The following is a 14,753-nucleotide window of genomic DNA, read 5'->3' on the forward strand; positions in this document are numbered from 1 at the left end:
CGGGGAGGGGCGGGCGGGGTTACCTTCACCGGACGGAACGCGGCCCGTCACCCGCGTCCACGGCCGTCCCCGGCCCACCGTCGGAAGGGGTCCCATGCACCGCTCGTCCCGCGCCTCCCGCCTCGCCCTCGCGTGCGCCGCCCTCACCCTGGGCACGGCCTTCGCGCCGCCGGGGGCGGGGACCGGCGACGGCGAGCCGTCCGCCGTGTTCGTCCAGAACAACGGGGCGGACGGCAACGAGATCGTCGCCTACGCCCGCGCGTACGACGGCACGCTCACCCGCCGGGGCGTCCACCCGACCGGCGGCGACGGCGCGGCCCTCGACGGGGCCGTCGCCGACGACCTGGCCTCCCAGGGCTCCCTGACCCACGACCCGGGCCACGGCCTGCTCTACGCCGTCAACGCGGGCAGCGACACCCTCACCGTCTTCCGCGTCCACGGCACCCGGCTCGAACGCCTCCAGGTCATCTCCTCCGGCGGCGACTTCCCCGTGAGCGTCACGGCGCACGGCGACCACGTATACGTGCTCAACGCGCTCGGCGGCGGCAGCATCCAGGGGTTCGCGTACGCGTCGGGGCGGCTGACCGCGCTGCCGCGCACGCACCGCGACCTCGGCCTCGACCCGGCGGCCGCCCCGCAGTTCCTCAACACCCCGGGGCAGATCGGCTTCACGCCGGACGGCTCGGGGCTGCTCGTCACCACCAAGGCGAACGGCGACCGCGTGCTGCACTACCGGATCGACGCGTACGGCCGCCCCGCCGCGCGCCCGGTGGTGACGGAGCTGCCGGACGCCGTGCCGTTCGGCTTCACGTTCGACCGGGGCGGGCGGCTGGTGCTGGCCGAGGCGGGCCCGGAGGCCGTCGCGGTCTTCGACATCACGCCGGACGGCGGGCTGCGGCGGGTGAGCGAGCGCGCCACCGGCGGGACGGCGACCTGCTGGGTCGCGAGGAGCGGACACCTCTTCTACGCGTCCAGCGCGGGCAGCGACACGGTCGGCGTCCTGCGCGGCGAGCGGTCGGGCAACCTCGAACTCCGCGCCACCACACCGACGGAGGCGGGTCCCGTCGACGCCGCCGCGTCCGCCGACGGGCGGCACCTCTACGTGCAGACGGGCGTCGCGTCCACCGTCGAGGCGTTCGCCATCGGCCGCGACGGATCGCTGACGCGGGTCGGCTCCGTGCCGGTCCCCGGCGGGGACGGCGGCGAGGGCATCGCGGTGGTGTGACCGGGCGGCCCGCCGGGCGCCTGCCGCGCTCCCGTGAGGCGGGGACGCGGCAGGTGGAGGGGGACGGCTCAGGAGATGCCGAGGCGCCTCATCGCCAGGCAGGCGAGCGCGACGTCGCAGGCGGCCACGCCCTGGACGACGCCGAGGACCGTCTCGCCCGGGTCCGTGCGGCCCGGCAGCAGACCGGCGGCCACCTCGGGCAGCGACCCGCTGAGCCGTGCGGCCAGCGTCTCAGGGGGCAGCCCGGCGTCGAGCCAGGCGCCGATCGACCCGACCTCGCGGGCGTAGCCGAGGTCGTCGACGTACAGCCGGTCCACCGCGCGGCCGGTGGCGGAGCCGGTGAGGACGTCGGCGGCCAGTTCCGCGCCGCCGCCGAGGCCGAGCAGCGTGCCGCCGGGCGACAAGTGCCGCGCGTGCACGACCGGTTCGCGGGACGACGTGATCGCGACGAGCACGTCGCTGCCCGGCGCGGCGGCCTCCAGGTCGGTGCCCGGGACCACCGGCACCCCGCACCCGGCCGCCTCCGCCGCGAACGCGGCGGCGGACTCCGCCCGCCGGGCCACGACCCGTATCTCCCGCAGCGGGAACGCCTCGGCGAAGACGGCGGGCATCAGGCGCCCGATCCGCCCGGCGCCCACGACCGTGACCACCTCGGTGTCCCGGCGTGCCAGCAGCCGCGCGGCCACCGCCGCCGACGCGGCCGTCCGCAGCCGGTACAGCCAGCTCTCCTCGACGGCGACCAGGGGCCGCCCCGACTCGGACTCCAGCACGAGGCACCAGCTGTTGCGCCCGCCGGTGTGCGTCGGCGTGACGCGCACGCCCGCCACCCCGTACCGGTCGAGCAGGGCGCCCTTGAGGCTGAAGCCGTGCGGGGCGCCGCCGAGCCGGGTGATGGCGGGCGACGACAGGGACAGCCGCTCCGCGCCCAGGTCGGCCCACGCGTCGCGCACGGCCGCCAGCGCGTCGGCGGGCGTGACGACGGAGCGGACGTCGGCGTCCGGGACGAGGGGGATGCCGGGCGCGGTCACGCCGCCGCCTCCGGGCCCCCGGCGCCCCCGCCGCGGACCACGGCGACGCACAGGCCGCCGCCGTCGGGCGCCTGGTGCACGGAGTTGGCCGAGATGAACATCCGGCCGGAGCCGAGCACCGAGCCCGCGACGCCGCTCATGACCGCCCTGACGTGCTTGTCCGGGTCGAGATGGCTGGTCAGGACGGTGGTACGGGCGCCGCGCAGCGTGCCGTCGTGCCGGTGCCCCGCCTTGACGAGCAGGGCGGCCACGCGGTCCGGGTCGGCGACCGTCCCGTCCGCCGTCAGCCCGGCCCCGGCGGCGGCCAGGACGCGCCGGATGCCGGGGGCGTCGAGGACGTCGGCGAGCAGGCCCGAGGCGATCCGCAGGTCGCCGCCCGCGCCGGGCCGGTTGCCGAGGACGAGGACCTCCACGCGCGCCGCCTCCGGGCTGGAGAAGACCATGGAGCGGCGGGAGTACAGCGTCAGGTCGCGGCCGAACGCGCCCGACACCACGCGGGAGCGGTCCACCTCGCCCAGCGCGAGGGCCGCCCCGAGGGCGCCGACCGCCTTGGCCTCGGCGGAGGTGACGCGGGTCGGCTCGTCGTGGCCGACCAGCGGCGTCTTCACGAGCGCGAGGGCCACCTGACCGGTGGTCAGCCCGGCGTCCGCCACGGCGTCCGCGACGGCCTGCTCCGCCAGCGCGACGTGCTGCTGCGAGCCGATCTCGCCGCCGCGCACCGTACGGCTGCGCCCGACACCGAGGGCGAGCGTGCCCGTGCCGCCCGGCTCCCGGCCGTCCTCGTCCGCCAGGTCCGCGATCAGGTGGCCGAACGGCGTCATGGCGCCCTCGGAGCCGGTGGAGTGGAGGAGGACGGTCCGCTCCAGCAGCGCGGCGCCGCCGTGCGCGAGGACGGCCTCCGTGGCGCGCCAGGAGGCGAGTTCGCGCGAGTGGTCGTCGACGTCGGCGTTGCCCTCGGTCTTCACCAGCAGCGCGAGGCGCCGGACGCGGGCCGGGTCGAGGGCCCGGAGGCGGTCCGCCAGTCCCGCGGTGTCGCCCGGCCCCGCGGTGTCGAAGGAGTCGATCCTGACTGTCATGCTCGGGTGCCTTTCGGGAGGTGACCGGTCGGTTCGGGCCAGCGGCCGGCCCACCCGTACGCGGTCTCGTAGTCGTGCGCGACGCGGAGCAGCGCACGGTCCGCGCCGTAGGGCCCGATCAGCTGGAAGCCGATCGGCACGCCGTCGGCCGAGGGCGGCCCCGGCAGGCTGACGGCGGGGACGCCGGTGGCGTTCGCGATGCCGGTGAAGACCCGCTGGTACGGCGGGGCCAGCTCGTCGGCGGCCCACGGCATCGCCCCGGCGACCGGGGTGAGGAGCAGGTCGGTCCCGGCGAAGAAGACGGCCAGTTCGGCGAACAGGTCGCGGAAGGCGTCGAGCGCGGCGACGTAGTCGGCGGCCGTCAGCGAGCGGCCGTGGTCCACCATCGGCGGGTAGATGTCCGCGACCTGCCCGCGCCAGTCCTCGCGCCCGGCCATCAGCCACGCCAGCCCGCCGGTGCCGATGGTGCGCCAGTGGGCGTCGAAGCGGGCGAAGTCGAACGGGACGGGGCCGGTCTCCACGTGGTGGCCGAGGGCGGTGAGCCGGTCGGCGGCGGCGGTGACGGACGCGGTGATCTCCGGCTCGACCGGGTAGTCCCCGAACTGCCCCACCAGCCGGACCCGCAGCGGGCGGCCGGCCGGCAGCGGCGTGTCGGGCACGCCCAGGGAACGGCGGTCGCGCGGGTCGGGACCGGCCACGGCGTGGAGCAGCGCGGCGACGTCGCCGACCGTGCGGGCGGCCGGGGCGACGACCTCCAGGTCGTGGAGCACCACCGGGAGGCCGTCGAGGCGGGCGACCCGCCCGGTGGTGGGCTTGAGGGCGGCCAGCCCGCAGTAGGAGGCGGGCCAGCGGATGGAGCCGCCGCCGTCGGTGCCGAGCGCCACCGGGCCGACGCCCGACGCGACGGCCGCCGCGCCGCCGCCGGTGGAGGCGCCCGTGGTGAGGGCGGTGTCCCAGGGGTTGCGGGTGGTGCCGTGCAGGAGCGTGCTGACGTTGCCGAGGCCGAGGGTGAACTCGGAGACGTTCGTCTTGCCGAGGATCACCCAGCCGGCGCGGCGCAGCCGGGCGACGGGCAGTTCGTCGCGGTCGGGCACGTGGTCCGCCCAGAGGCGGCTGCCCCAGGCGCAGGGCATGCCCGCGACCGGGATGTTGTCCTTGACGGTGAGCGGCACGCCGTCGTGGGGGCCCGCCGGGGTGCCGTGGCGCCAGCGTTCCGTGCTGGCGGCGGCGGCGCGGCGGGCGTCGTCGAAGGCCTGGTGCGCGAACGCGTTGATGTGGCCCTCGACCTGCCCGGCGCGTGCGATCACCGCCTCGACGGCCTCGGTGGGGGTGACGGTGCCGGAGGCGTAGGCGGCGGCCAGCGCGCGGGCGGGCCACCGCCACAGCTCCCCGGCGGCCGGGCCGGGGCCCGGCGGCGGCGCGGGCCGGGCGGAGTGCGCCCGTCCTGCCGCCGGCCGGGCCCCGGAGTGGTCGTCGGTCACTGTGCGGGCTCCAGTGTCCAGTAGAGGGTGACGGGCTCGGGGGTGAAGGTCAGTCCGGTCACGCCCTGGGCCGAGACGAGGTTGCGGCCGGTCACGACCAGCGGGAGGAAGGAGGCGTCCTCGGCGGCGAGCCGCTGGATCCGCCGGTACGCCTCCTCGCGCTCGGGGCTCGGGGCGGCCATGGCGAACTCGTGCTGCAGGTCGTCGATCTCCGGGACGCTGGTGCGGGGGAAGTTGACGACGCCGCCGGTGACGCTCCACAGCTTGACCGGGGTCTTGGCGTCCTCGACGTAGGTCGAGAGGCTGGAGAGGACCATGCCGTCGTCCGGGGCGCCCGCCGAGTCGGCGGTGGCGCGGCCGATGATCGAGGTGATGATGGCGGCCGACGTCTGGGGCTGGAGCGTCACGTCGATGCCGAGGGGTTCCAGGGCGCTCTTGATCAGCTGCGCGGCGGTGGCGGAGTCGGCGTTGTCGCTGGGGTAGCGCAGGGTGGTGCTGATGTCCGGGGCGCCCGCCTCGTCCATGAGGTCCCGGGCGCGGCCGGTGTCGCCGTACGCCTCCCAGGCGGGCTCGTAACCGGCGGCGTTCCGCGCGACGTAGGAGACGGCGCGTTCGGCCTCGCCGTAGTAGACGGTGTCGAGGATCTGGTCGTACGGCAGTGCCTCGGCGACCGCGCGGCGGACCAGCGGGTCCGTGAACGGGCCGGTGTCCGAGGCGATCTGGAGGAAGAGGTAGGTCGGGGTGTCGGCGTGCGCGACGCGGAACCCGGCCTCGCCGAGGTCCTCGGCGTCCCGGGGGCTCAGGCCGTACTGCGCGATGTTGACGCTGCCGCCGCGCAGGAGCGAGGCGACGTTGCCGTCGTTGCTGACGCGGAGGCTGACGGCCGGGAAGGCCGCCGGATCCACGGCCGCGTCGGGGACGGCCTCCAGGTCGAGCGACTGGCCGGGCTGGCGGCCCTTGACGAAGTACGGGCCGGAGCCGGCGACGTTCTCCTTGAGCCAGTCGGCGGCGATCGGGTCCTCGTCGGTGGCGTGCTCCAGGGCGGCGGCGGAGTCGACGACGCCGTACCAGCAGGTGCGCAGCGTGGCGATGTTGACCTCGCTGGCGGGGACGGGCTCGCCCGCGGCGTCCTGGTAGCGGATCGCGACGTGCGTCGCGTCCGGCGCGGTGATCTGGTCCTTCTCGAAGACGCCGCTGTTGTTCAGCTCGACGGCGCCGTTCAGGTCGAGGGCGCGCTGGAGGGACCAGACGACGTCGGCGGAGGTCAGCGGGTTGCCGCTGGGGTGGAACGTGACGTCGTCGCGGAGGGTGAAGGTGACGGTGTCGCCTTCGGTCTCCCAGGACTCGGCGAGCGCGGGGGCGGCGGCGAGGCCGTCGGAGACCGCGTAGCCGTCCTGGTCGGTCGTGGCGTAGCCCACCAGGTTCTGGTAGACGTTCATCGCCAGTTCCTTGTCCTGGTCGGTGTTGGCGTTGCCCGGGTCCATGGTCGAGATGTCGCTCGGCCAGGCGGCGACGAGCGTCTCGGGGGCCGCGGCGGCGGCCTGGCTGCCGCCGCCGCCCGCCTGCGAGGACGAACAGGCGCCGAGCAGCGCGGCTGCGGTGGCCGCGGCGGCGCACGCCAGCAGGCGCGTGCGGCGCGGGGACTCACTGGTCATGGGGTCTTCCTCGTCTTTCGGGTGTCACGCGTCCGGCGCGTCTCTTCGCTCGTCCGCCGGGTCGGCGCCGACCTGCCGGTGGATGACGGGACAGGCGGCCTCGTGGGTGCCGCCGAAGGGGAGTTGGGGGGGACGTCGGGCCGTGCAGGCCTCCTCCGCCAGCGGGCAGCGGGGGGCCAGCGCGCAGCCGGGGAGCACCTCGAACGGTCCGGGGTTCTCGCCGGTCAGCCGGATCGTGCGGGTGTGGCCGCCGTACCGGGCGACGGGTGCGGCGTCCAGCAGCGCGCGGGTGTAGGGGTGGGCGGGGTCGGTCAGGACCTCGTCGGTGGTGCCCGACTCGACGACGCGCCCGGCGTACATGACGTGCACGCGGTGGGCGATGCGCCGGACGGCCTGGAGGTCGTGCGAGATGAGGAGGTAGGCGATGCCCTGCTCGCGCTGGAGGCGGGCGAGCAGGTCGAGGACGACGCCGCGGGTGGAGGCGTCGAGGGAGGCCGTGGGCTCGTCGAGGATGACGGCTTTCGGCTGCACGGCGAGCGCGCGGGCGATGCCGATGCGCTGCCGCTGGCCGCCGGAGAGGGCGGCGGGCAGCCGGTCGAGGACGGTCTCGGGCAGCTCGACGGAGGCGAGCAGTTCGCGGATGCGCCGGTCGCGTTCGGCGGCGGGCATGCGCAGGTGGAGCCGCAGCGGTTCGTCGAGGATGGAGCGGACGCGCTGGCGGGGGTCGAGGGAGCCGCGGGGGTCCTGGAACACCATCTGGAGTTCGCGGTAGACCGCGCGCCGGTGGCGGCGGGCGGCGACGGGGCGGCCCGCGAGGACCACCTCGCCCGAGGCGGGGTGGACGAGCCGCAGGATGGAGCGGGCGAGGGTGGACTTGCCCGAGCCGCTCTCGCCGACGACGGCGAGGGTCTCGCCTGGCCGGAGGGTGAGGGAGACGTCGTCCACGGCGTGCAGGGTGTGCTTCCTGCCGCGGCTGCGGACGGTGAAGTCGGTCCGCAGGTCCGCGACGGTCAGCACCGGTTCGGCGGTCGGGCTCATGCGGGGCCTCCCGGGGCCTCGTCGGTGCGGTTGGCCGCGAGCAGGGTGCGCGCGTACGCGGACTCGGGCCCTCCGAAGAACGCCTCGGCGCCCGCCTGTTCGACGACCCGGCCGTGGCGCATGACCACCACCCGGTCGCAGGTCTCGCCGACGACGCCGAGGTCGTGGGTGACGAGGCAGGCGGTGAGGCCGTCCTGGCGGGCCAGTTCCACGACCAGTTCCATGACGTCGGCCTGGGTGGTGACGTCGAGGCCTGTGGTGGGCTCGTCCAGGAGCAGCAGCCGGGGGCGGCACAGCAGGGCCATGGCGATCATCGCCCGCTGCGCCATGCCGCCGGAGAACTGGTGCGGGTACTGGGCCATGCGGCGGCGCGGGTCGGGGATGCGGACGCGGGCCAGGGTCTCGGCGACGAGTTCCGCGGCGGCCTTGCGGTTCACGCCGCGGTGGAGCCGTGCGACGGCGGCGAGCTGCCGCCCGACGGTGAGCACCGGGTTGAGCGAGGAGCGCGCGTCCTGGAAGACCATGGCGATCTGGCTGCCGCGCAGCGCGCGGTAGCCGTCCTCGCCGAGGCCGATCAGCTCGCGGCCGTCGAAGCGGACGGAGCCCCGGACGGCGAGGCCGGGGGGCATGAGGCCCATGACGGTGAGGACGGACAGCGACTTGCCACTGCCGGTCTCGCCGACGACCGCGGTGATGCCGCCGCGCGGCACCTCGAACGTGACGTCGTGGAGTACCTCCGTGCTGCCGTGGGCCGTGTGGAAGGCGCCGGACAGGCCGGTGACGGTGAGCAGCGGCGCGGCGCCGGTCTCCCCGGACGCGGCGGAGGCGGCCGTGGCGGTGGCCCCGGCGGTGCCGGTGGCGCGGGTGGCGCGGGTCATCGGTGGTCCTCCCGGTCGGTCAGGCCGTCGCCGATCAGGTAGAAGGCGGTGGCGAGCAGCAGGATGCCGAGGCCGGGGAAGAGGGAGATCCAGTACGCGTCGGGGGACGTCCTGCCGCCGGCGATCATCGATCCCCACTCGGGGCTGCCCGGTTCGATGCCGACGCCGACGAAGCCGAGGCTGGAGACGACGATGGCGACCCAGGCGGCGTTGACGGCCGCGTAGGAGACGAGCGGCATCATGCCGTTCGGGACGAGGTGGCGTGCCAGGACGCGCGGGCCGCTGTTGCCCGCCAGGATGGCCGCGTCGGTGAACTCCCACGACTTCCTCGCCCTGACCTCGGCGCGCAGCAGGCGCAGGTAGCCGGGCAGGCCCACGAAGGCGACGACCACGATCACGTTGACCAGGCCCGAGCCGAGCGTCGTGACGAGGAGCAGCGCGAGCAGCAGGGCGGGGAAGGACTGGAGGATCTCCGTGGCGCGCATGATGACGGCGTCGGCCCAGCCGCCCCAGTATCCGGCGACGGCGCCCAGGACGCTGCCGGCGGCGAAGGCGATGGCGACGGCCACGACGGTCAGCCACAGGTCGGTCCAGGTGGCGGCGAGCGTCTTCGAGAAGACGTCGGCCCCGGCCTGGTCGGTGCCGAACCAGTGGCCGCCGCCCGGGGAGAGGAACGGCAGGCCGACGCCGGGGGCCTCGGGGTCGTAGGGCGTCCAGACCTGGCCGACGGCCGCGGTGGCGAGCAGCAGCAGCATGAGGGCGCAGCCGAGCGTCAGGGTGACGGGCCGTCCGGCGAGCGGGCGCCTGCGCCGCCCGCCGCCCGCCGGGGTCCCGGCCGCCGGTCCTGGCGCGGCGGTGTCGGCCGTGGGCGCGGGGGTGGGTATCGGGGTGGGTGCGGTCATGAGCGGGTCCTCGGGTCGGCCAGCGAGTGGGCGAGATCGACCAGGGCGTACAGGACGACGTAGATGACCGCGGCGTAGAGCACGAATCCCTGGAGCGCCGGGAAGTCGGACTGTTCGACGGCCGTCAGCGCGTACTGGCCGATGCCGGGCCAGCCGAAGACGCCCTCGACGAGCACGGCGCCGGTGAAGGCGAAGGCCACGCCGCCCGCGATCATGGTGATGACGGGGAGCAGGGCGTTGCGCAGGGCGTGGGTGCGGTGGACCGTGGACCGCCCGAAGCCGTAGGCGTGCGCCGTCCGCACGTACTCGCTGCGCAGCGCCTCGACCATCCCGGACCTGGCGACGCGGGTGATGGGGGCGAAGATGCCGCAGGCCAGCACGGCGCAGGGCAGGATCAGCTGGTCGAGCGCCTGCCGGACCGTGTCCCACTGCCCGGCGAGGGCGCCGTCGATCACGTAACTGCCGGTGACCTCGGGGGGTATGGGGGTGCCGACCGGGAGTCTGCCGAGCGGTCCCGGGAGCCAGCCGAGCTGCACGTAGAAGAGCGACAGCAGCACGAGGCCGAGCCAGAACTGCGGCATGGCGAGCGCGATGACGGTGACGACGCGGATCACGTGGTCCAGGAGGCGCCCGCGCCGGACGGCACTGAGGACGCCGAGCGCCGTGCCGAGGACGATGCCGACGACGAGCGCGGGGACGGCCAGTTCGAGCGTGGCGGGGAGCCTGCCCATGAGGTCGTCGGTCACGGCCCGGCCGGTGCCGAACGAGGTGCCGAGGTCGCCGGTGACCAGGTCCCGCAGGTAGATGACGTACTGCTCGGCCATCGAGCGGTCGAGGCCGAGGTCGGCCCGTACGGCCTCGCGTGCCGCCTCGGTCGCGCCCGGCGGGACCAGCAGTCCGATGGGGTCGGGTGCCACGACACGTGCGACGGCGAACGTGAACGTGACGACGCCCCAGACCACCAGCAGCGCGCCGCCCAGCTTGCGCGCCGCCAACAGCAGCGCGCCGCGCGGCAGACGGCCTCGGGAACGCTCCCGGGGCCGTGCGGCGGCCGGTGGTGCGGAGACCACGACGCCAGAGTCGGCCATCACTCCTCCTCCCTTGGTTTCCGCGAGACGGAAACTTCGATTCCGCTGTGCGGATGCGACAGTATTGGGACGCCTCGATCGGGCTGTCAAGGGTGGGAACTGTGCTGACCTGCTTTGTTGTGACGGCGCGGACGGGGGCGGCAGGGCCCGGCATTGACACGGGCGACCGCGTGCTTCGATACTCCAGGCACCGAATCGAGGTGTTGATTCTGTGTTACGGAAACTCGTGGACGTAACACTGGTGAAACCGAGGGGATGGGGTCGTTCCATGGAGAAGGCCGGCACCGAGAAGTCCGGGGCGGACAAACCCATGCACGTGGTGGTGCGCGCGCTCTCGGCGCTCACGCACCTCGCCGCCTACCGGCAGGGCCTGACCCTGCAACAGCTGCACCGGCAGCTGGAGATCCCGGTCGGCAGCATGCACCGGCTGATGAACACCCTGGAACAGACCGGTTTCGTCAGCAGGTCGCCCACGACGAAGCGGTACGTCCTCGGCCCCGGCGCGCTGGCGCTCGGACAGGTCAACGACTACGAGCCGTTCGTCATCCAGCCGCCCGCCCCCCTGGTGGAGGCGGAGCGGCTGTGCGGCGAGACCGTCGTGCTGACGCAGCTCATCGACGGGCGGGTGGTGGCCGTGTCGATAGCGGGCACCGAGCGCCCGCTGCGGCTGTTCGTGCGGCTCGGGCAGGAGGTCCCGCTGCACGCGGCGGCGTCGGCCCGCGCGATCCTGGCGTACCAGGACCCGGTGTTCGTGGAGATGCTGCTGGGGTCCTACCCGCGGCCGTCGTTCACCTCCGGCACGCTGCGCGAGATGAACCGGCTGATCGACCACCTCGCCCTCGTGCGGGAGCGCGGGTTCGACGTCTGCGACAACGAGTTGGACGAGGGCGTCTGGGCCGTCTCGGCGCCGGTGCGCAGCGGTCCCGCCGGGCGGGTCAGCACGGCCGTCACGGTGTGCGCCGCCTGGTCCCGGGTCGCCGACCCGGCCGACCGCGCCCGCGCCGCCCGCGTCGTCCTCGACACGGCCCAGGCGCTTTCCCTCGACTCGGGCTACGGCGGCACGTTCGGCCCCGACCCCGGCGTCGACGAGCTGGCCGCCCTGCTGTCCGCGCACGACGCGGCGGCGGGCGCGGCGGGCGCGGCGGGCGGCGAACGGCCCTGACGCCCGGCCACCACCCCTGACCGCCGCCGCGCCCGCCGGACGAGGTGTCCCGCCCACTCCCGGGCACCGGCCGGCGCGGCGGCAGCACCATCCGGGACGGTCCGCCGCCCCGTGGCGGACCGTCCGCCCGAAAGGAGAGCAGCATGTCCCCCAGCACCGCCCCGGTGTCCGGCGCGTCCCAGTCCGGCGCGTCCCAGGCCGGCCCCCACTCCGCGTCCCCGCCCGGCGGACCGTTCCGCGACGACGACCCGGCGGCCGTCGAACGCGCCGGAGACGCCCTCGCCGCCCTGGCCGCCCCGTACGCGCCGCGGGCCGTGGTCAGCCGCGGCGACACGGCGGACGTGCTGCTCGCCCACGTCGTCGCCCGCACGCTCGGCGTCCGGCGGCACGTGGTGGTCGCGGACCTCGGGCGCCTGATCGTCGAGGACCTCCCGCCGGGAACGCGCGCCGTGCTCGTCACCGGCGGCGCCCCGGACGGCGAACTCGGCAGCCTGGTCCGCGCGGTGACCAGCCACGGTGGCGAGGTCGCGGCGGTCTGCTCGCTCACCCCGCCGTCCGGGCGCGCCGCCCACCCCGAGGGCGTCGAGGTCGCGCACCCCGGAGGGGTCTCGTGACGACCGCGGCCGCGCCCGGCGCCTCCCGCCCCGCCGGTCCCGACGCGGAGGTGGACGGCGGCAGGATCGCCGCGCACCTCGCCCGGTTCGCCGCGCTGTCCGAGCCGGGTCCAGGCTGCACCCGCCTGGCCTTCAGCCCGCTGGAGCGCCGGGCGCACGCCGTGTTCGCCCGGCACATGGCCGGTCTCGGCCTGGCCGTCGGCACCGACCACGCGGGCAACACCCTGGCCGAACTCCCCGGTGACGGCGACGCGTCCGCCGCCGTCGGCACCGGGTCGCACCTCGACACCGTGCCCAGCGGCGGCGGGTACGACGGCATCGTCGGCGTCGCCGCGGCCATGGAGGTCGCCGAGGTGATAGTGCGCGCGGGCATCAGGCACCGCAGGCCGTGGCGGTTCGTCGCCTTCGCGGCCGAGGAGGGCGCCCGTTTCGGCCAGGCGTGCAACGGCAGCCGGATGGCCGCCGGGCTCACCTCCGCCGCCGACCTGCCCGGCTTCACCGACCGCGACGGCGTGACGATGGCCGACGCGATGGCCGCCGTCGGCCTGCGCCCCGACCTGGCCGACCGGTCGCGGTGGCGGCCCGAGGAGTGGCACGCGTTCGTCGAACTGCACATCGAGCAGGGCGAGGTGCTGCGCTCGCGCGGCCTGGACGTCGGTGTCGTGGACGTCATCTCGGGGAGCACCCGGCTGCGCGTGCGCGCGACCGGCCGCGCCACGCACTCCGGCGGCACCCCCATGCACCTGCGCCGTGACGCCATGGTCGTCGCGGCCGAGTGCGTGGTGCGCGGCGACGCCGTCGCGCGGGACCCGGCGCGCCAGGGGGCGCGGGTGACCGTGGGGCGGCTCACGGTCGAGCCGGGCTCGATCACGACGATCCCCGGCGAGGTCGAGTTCTTCGTGGACGTACGGGACGTCGACCCGGAGCGGCAGCGCGCGACCGCGCGGCTGCTGGCCCGGGAGTTCGCGGAACTCGCCGCCGCGCGTGACGTCGAACTGGTGACCGAGGTCATCGCGGACACCCCGCCCGTCGTGCTCCCCGGCTGGGTCGCGGACCACACCCGCGCGGCGGCCGACGGCCTCGGCCTGCCCCACCACGTGCTGCCGAGCGGCGCGAGCCACGACATCCAGCAGATCGGCCACATCATCCCGGCGGGCCTGCTGTTCGTGCCGAGCGAGGCCGGACTCAGCCACTCCCCCGACGAGTTCACGCCGACCGAGCAGATCGTGCCGGGCGTACGCGTGCTGCTGCGCACCCTGCTGCGCCTGGACGGGGCGGACCGGTGACGGACCGCGCGCCGGGCTCCCCCTGGTGGGTCACCGGGGCAGGGGTCGCCGGGCGGGAGGGCGCGTACGACCTGCGCGTCGCGGACGGGCGGATCGCGGCGCTGCGCCCGTCCGGCGGGCAGGTCCCGCCGGGTGAGCGCGTCGCCGCGACCGGCGGCACCGTCCTGCCAGGCCTGGTGGACCTGCACACCCACCTGCGCGAGCCCGGCGGCGAGGAGGCGGAGACGCTGGCCACCGGCGCCCGCGCGGCGGCGGCCGGGGGGTTCACCGACCTCTTCGCCATGGCCAACACCTCCCCGGTCACCGACACGGCCGCACGGGTCGCCGCGCTGCGGCGGCGCGCCGAGGGGCTGCCCGTACGGGTCCACCCGGTGGGCGCGGCCACGACCGGGCTCGCCGGGCGGGAGACCGTGGACGTGGACGCGCTGGCGGACGCGGGCGTGACCGTCTACTCGGACGACGGCCGCTGCGTGGACGACGCCGGTCTCGTCCTCCGGCTGCTCACCGCCATGGCGCGGCGCGGCACCGTCTTCGCGCAGCACGCCCAGAGCGCGTCGATCGTGCGCGACGGCGTGGTGAACGCCCCGGTGGCGCCGCTGCTCGGCGTGCCGGGCTGGCCGGCGGCCGGGGAGGAGGCGGTGATCGGCCGGGACCTCGCGCTGGTCGCGGCCACCGGCGGGCGGCTGCACGTCTGCCATGTCTCCACGGCGGGCAGCGTGGCGCTCGTACGGGCGGCGAAGGCGGCCGGGCTGCCCGTCACCGCCGAGGTGACGCCGCACCACCTCGCGCTGGGCGACGACCACGCCGTGCGGCACGGGCCGGCGGTGAAGGTCAATCCGCCGCTGCGGGCGGCCGACGACGTCGCCGCGGTGCGCGCGGCGCTGCGGGACGGGACGATCGACGTCGTCGCCACCGACCACGCGCCCCACCCGGCCCGGACGAAGACCGGGAGCTGGGCGGACGCGGCGTTCGGGCTGACCTCGCTGGAGACGGCGCTGCCGGTGACGGCCGAGGTGTTCACGGACGCGGGCACGGGCGCGGTGGACTGGGCGGCGGTGGCCGCCGTGCTGTCCGCGCGCCCGGCGGGCGTCGGCGGTGTCGCGGAGGTCGCCGGGCGGCCGGTGGCCGAGGGGGAGCCCGCGACGTTCTGCGTGGTCGCGGCCGAGCCCTGGCGGGCGCGGCCGGACGGCTGGCGCAGCCGATCGTCCAACTCGCCCTTCCACGGGCGGGACTTCGGCCACCGCGTCGTGCTCACCGCGCTCGCGGGACGGGTGACGCACGAGGGGTGAGCGCCTCGCGCGCCCGGCGCGGGAGCCGGGT

General features: G+C 76.0%; 13 protein-coding genes. 5 read left to right on the forward strand and 8 right to left on the reverse strand.

Annotation, left to right across the window (positions count from 1 at the left end):
* Nucleotides 1–94: 94 nt before the first annotated feature.
* Nucleotides 95–1,225 carry a lactonase family protein gene (locus ACIBPC_RS23555; RefSeq protein ID WP_398847294.1) on the forward strand — a complete coding sequence of 377 codons (1,131 nt, stop codon included), beginning with the start codon at nt 95–97 and terminating at the stop codon, nt 1,223–1,225.
* Nucleotides 1,226–1,293: 68 nt separating this feature from the next.
* On the opposite strand, the gene ACIBPC_RS23560 is transcribed toward ACIBPC_RS23555, so the two are convergent.
* The 8 genes from ACIBPC_RS23560 to ACIBPC_RS23595 are packed head-to-tail and all read right to left on the reverse strand — an operon-like array spanning nt 1,294 to nt 10,371.
* Nucleotides 1,294–2,253 (reverse strand): hypothetical protein, encoded by a 960-nt coding sequence (locus ACIBPC_RS23560; protein WP_398847296.1) that lies wholly within the window; start codon nt 2,251–2,253, stop codon nt 1,294–1,296.
* A complete protein-coding gene (locus tag ACIBPC_RS23565; RefSeq protein WP_398847298.1) occupies nt 2,250–3,329 on the reverse strand; it encodes a ring-opening amidohydrolase in 1,080 nt (359 codons plus the stop codon). The genes ACIBPC_RS23560 and ACIBPC_RS23565 overlap by 4 nt, the downstream gene beginning before the upstream one ends.
* Nucleotides 3,326–4,810 (reverse strand): amidase, encoded by a 1,485-nt coding sequence (locus ACIBPC_RS23570; RefSeq protein ID WP_398847300.1) that lies wholly within the window; start codon nt 4,808–4,810, stop codon nt 3,326–3,328. The genes ACIBPC_RS23565 and ACIBPC_RS23570 overlap by 4 nt, the downstream gene beginning before the upstream one ends.
* Nucleotides 4,807–6,465: an ABC transporter substrate-binding protein gene (locus ACIBPC_RS23575; RefSeq protein ID WP_398847302.1), complete on the reverse strand. Its 1,659-nt coding sequence runs from the start codon at nt 6,463–6,465 to the stop codon at nt 4,807–4,809. Before ACIBPC_RS23575 ends, ACIBPC_RS23570 begins: the two co-directional genes overlap by 4 nt.
* 24 nt (nt 6,466–6,489) lie before the next feature.
* The gene (locus ACIBPC_RS23580) at nt 6,490–7,503 is read right to left on the reverse strand and encodes an oligopeptide/dipeptide ABC transporter ATP-binding protein (RefSeq protein WP_398847304.1); all 1,014 of its coding nucleotides are present in this window, start codon (nt 7,501–7,503) and stop codon (nt 6,490–6,492) included.
* Complete coding sequence (locus ACIBPC_RS23585; RefSeq protein WP_398847306.1) at nt 7,500–8,381, reverse strand: ATP-binding cassette domain-containing protein; 882 nt, start codon at nt 8,379–8,381, stop codon at nt 7,500–7,502. Before ACIBPC_RS23585 ends, ACIBPC_RS23580 begins: the two co-directional genes overlap by 4 nt.
* Nucleotides 8,378–9,283, reverse strand: coding sequence for an ABC transporter permease (locus ACIBPC_RS23590; protein WP_398847308.1), 906 nt, complete (start codon nt 9,281–9,283; stop codon nt 8,378–8,380). Before ACIBPC_RS23590 ends, ACIBPC_RS23585 begins: the two co-directional genes overlap by 4 nt.
* A complete protein-coding gene (locus ACIBPC_RS23595; RefSeq protein ID WP_398847310.1) occupies nt 9,280–10,371 on the reverse strand; it encodes an ABC transporter permease in 1,092 nt (363 codons plus the stop codon). Before ACIBPC_RS23595 ends, ACIBPC_RS23590 begins: the two co-directional genes overlap by 4 nt.
* 268 nt (nt 10,372–10,639) lie before the next feature.
* On the opposite strand from ACIBPC_RS23595, the gene ACIBPC_RS23600 reads away from it, so the two are divergent.
* The 4 genes from ACIBPC_RS23600 to ACIBPC_RS23615 all read left to right on the forward strand — a co-directional run bounded on the left by ACIBPC_RS23600 (nt 10,640) and on the right by ACIBPC_RS23615 (nt 14,722).
* Nucleotides 10,640–11,533 (forward strand): IclR family transcriptional regulator, encoded by an 894-nt coding sequence (locus ACIBPC_RS23600; protein ID WP_398847312.1) that lies wholly within the window; start codon nt 10,640–10,642, stop codon nt 11,531–11,533.
* 143 nt (nt 11,534–11,676) lie between these two features.
* Nucleotides 11,677–12,147 (forward strand): hypothetical protein, encoded by a 471-nt coding sequence (locus tag ACIBPC_RS23605; RefSeq protein ID WP_398847314.1) that lies wholly within the window; start codon nt 11,677–11,679, stop codon nt 12,145–12,147.
* The gene (locus ACIBPC_RS23610; protein ID WP_398847315.1) at nt 12,144–13,433 is read left to right on the forward strand and encodes a Zn-dependent hydrolase; all 1,290 of its coding nucleotides are present in this window, start codon (nt 12,144–12,146) and stop codon (nt 13,431–13,433) included. Before ACIBPC_RS23605 ends, ACIBPC_RS23610 begins: the two co-directional genes overlap by 4 nt.
* Nucleotides 13,430–14,722 (forward strand): dihydroorotase, encoded by a 1,293-nt coding sequence (locus ACIBPC_RS23615; protein WP_398847317.1) that lies wholly within the window; start codon nt 13,430–13,432, stop codon nt 14,720–14,722. Before ACIBPC_RS23610 ends, ACIBPC_RS23615 begins: the two co-directional genes overlap by 4 nt.
* The last annotated feature ends 31 nt before the right edge of the window (nt 14,723–14,753 follow it).

The sequence above is a fragment of the Streptomyces sp. NPDC049879 genome, from assembly GCF_044461265.1.
GTDB lineage: Bacteria > Actinomycetota > Actinomycetes > Streptomycetales > Streptomycetaceae > Streptomyces.

Bases quoted from the DNA above. Each gene is read 5' to 3' on its own strand.
- ACIBPC_RS23555 (WP_398847294.1), top strand. From the start codon at position 95: ATGCACCGCTCGTCCCGCGCCTCCCGCCTCGCCCTCGCGTGCGCCGCC.
- ACIBPC_RS23565 (WP_398847298.1), bottom strand. From the start codon at position 3,329: ATGACAGTCAGGATCGACTCCTTCGACACCGCGGGGCCGGGCGACACC.
- ACIBPC_RS23575 (WP_398847302.1), bottom strand. From the start codon at position 6,465: ATGACCAGTGAGTCCCCGCGCCGCACGCGCCTGCTGGCGTGCGCCGCC.
- ACIBPC_RS23580 (WP_398847304.1), bottom strand. From the start codon at position 7,503: ATGAGCCCGACCGCCGAACCGGTGCTGACCGTCGCGGACCTGCGGACC.
- ACIBPC_RS23585 (WP_398847306.1), bottom strand. From the start codon at position 8,381: ATGACCCGCGCCACCCGCGCCACCGGCACCGCCGGGGCCACCGCCACG.
- ACIBPC_RS23590 (WP_398847308.1), bottom strand. From the start codon at position 9,283: ATGACCGCACCCACCCCGATACCCACCCCCGCGCCCACGGCCGACACC.
- ACIBPC_RS23595 (WP_398847310.1), bottom strand. From the start codon at position 10,371: ATGGCCGACTCTGGCGTCGTGGTCTCCGCACCACCGGCCGCCGCACGG.
- ACIBPC_RS23600 (WP_398847312.1), top strand. From the start codon at position 10,640: ATGGAGAAGGCCGGCACCGAGAAGTCCGGGGCGGACAAACCCATGCAC.
- ACIBPC_RS23605 (WP_398847314.1), top strand. From the start codon at position 11,677: ATGTCCCCCAGCACCGCCCCGGTGTCCGGCGCGTCCCAGTCCGGCGCG.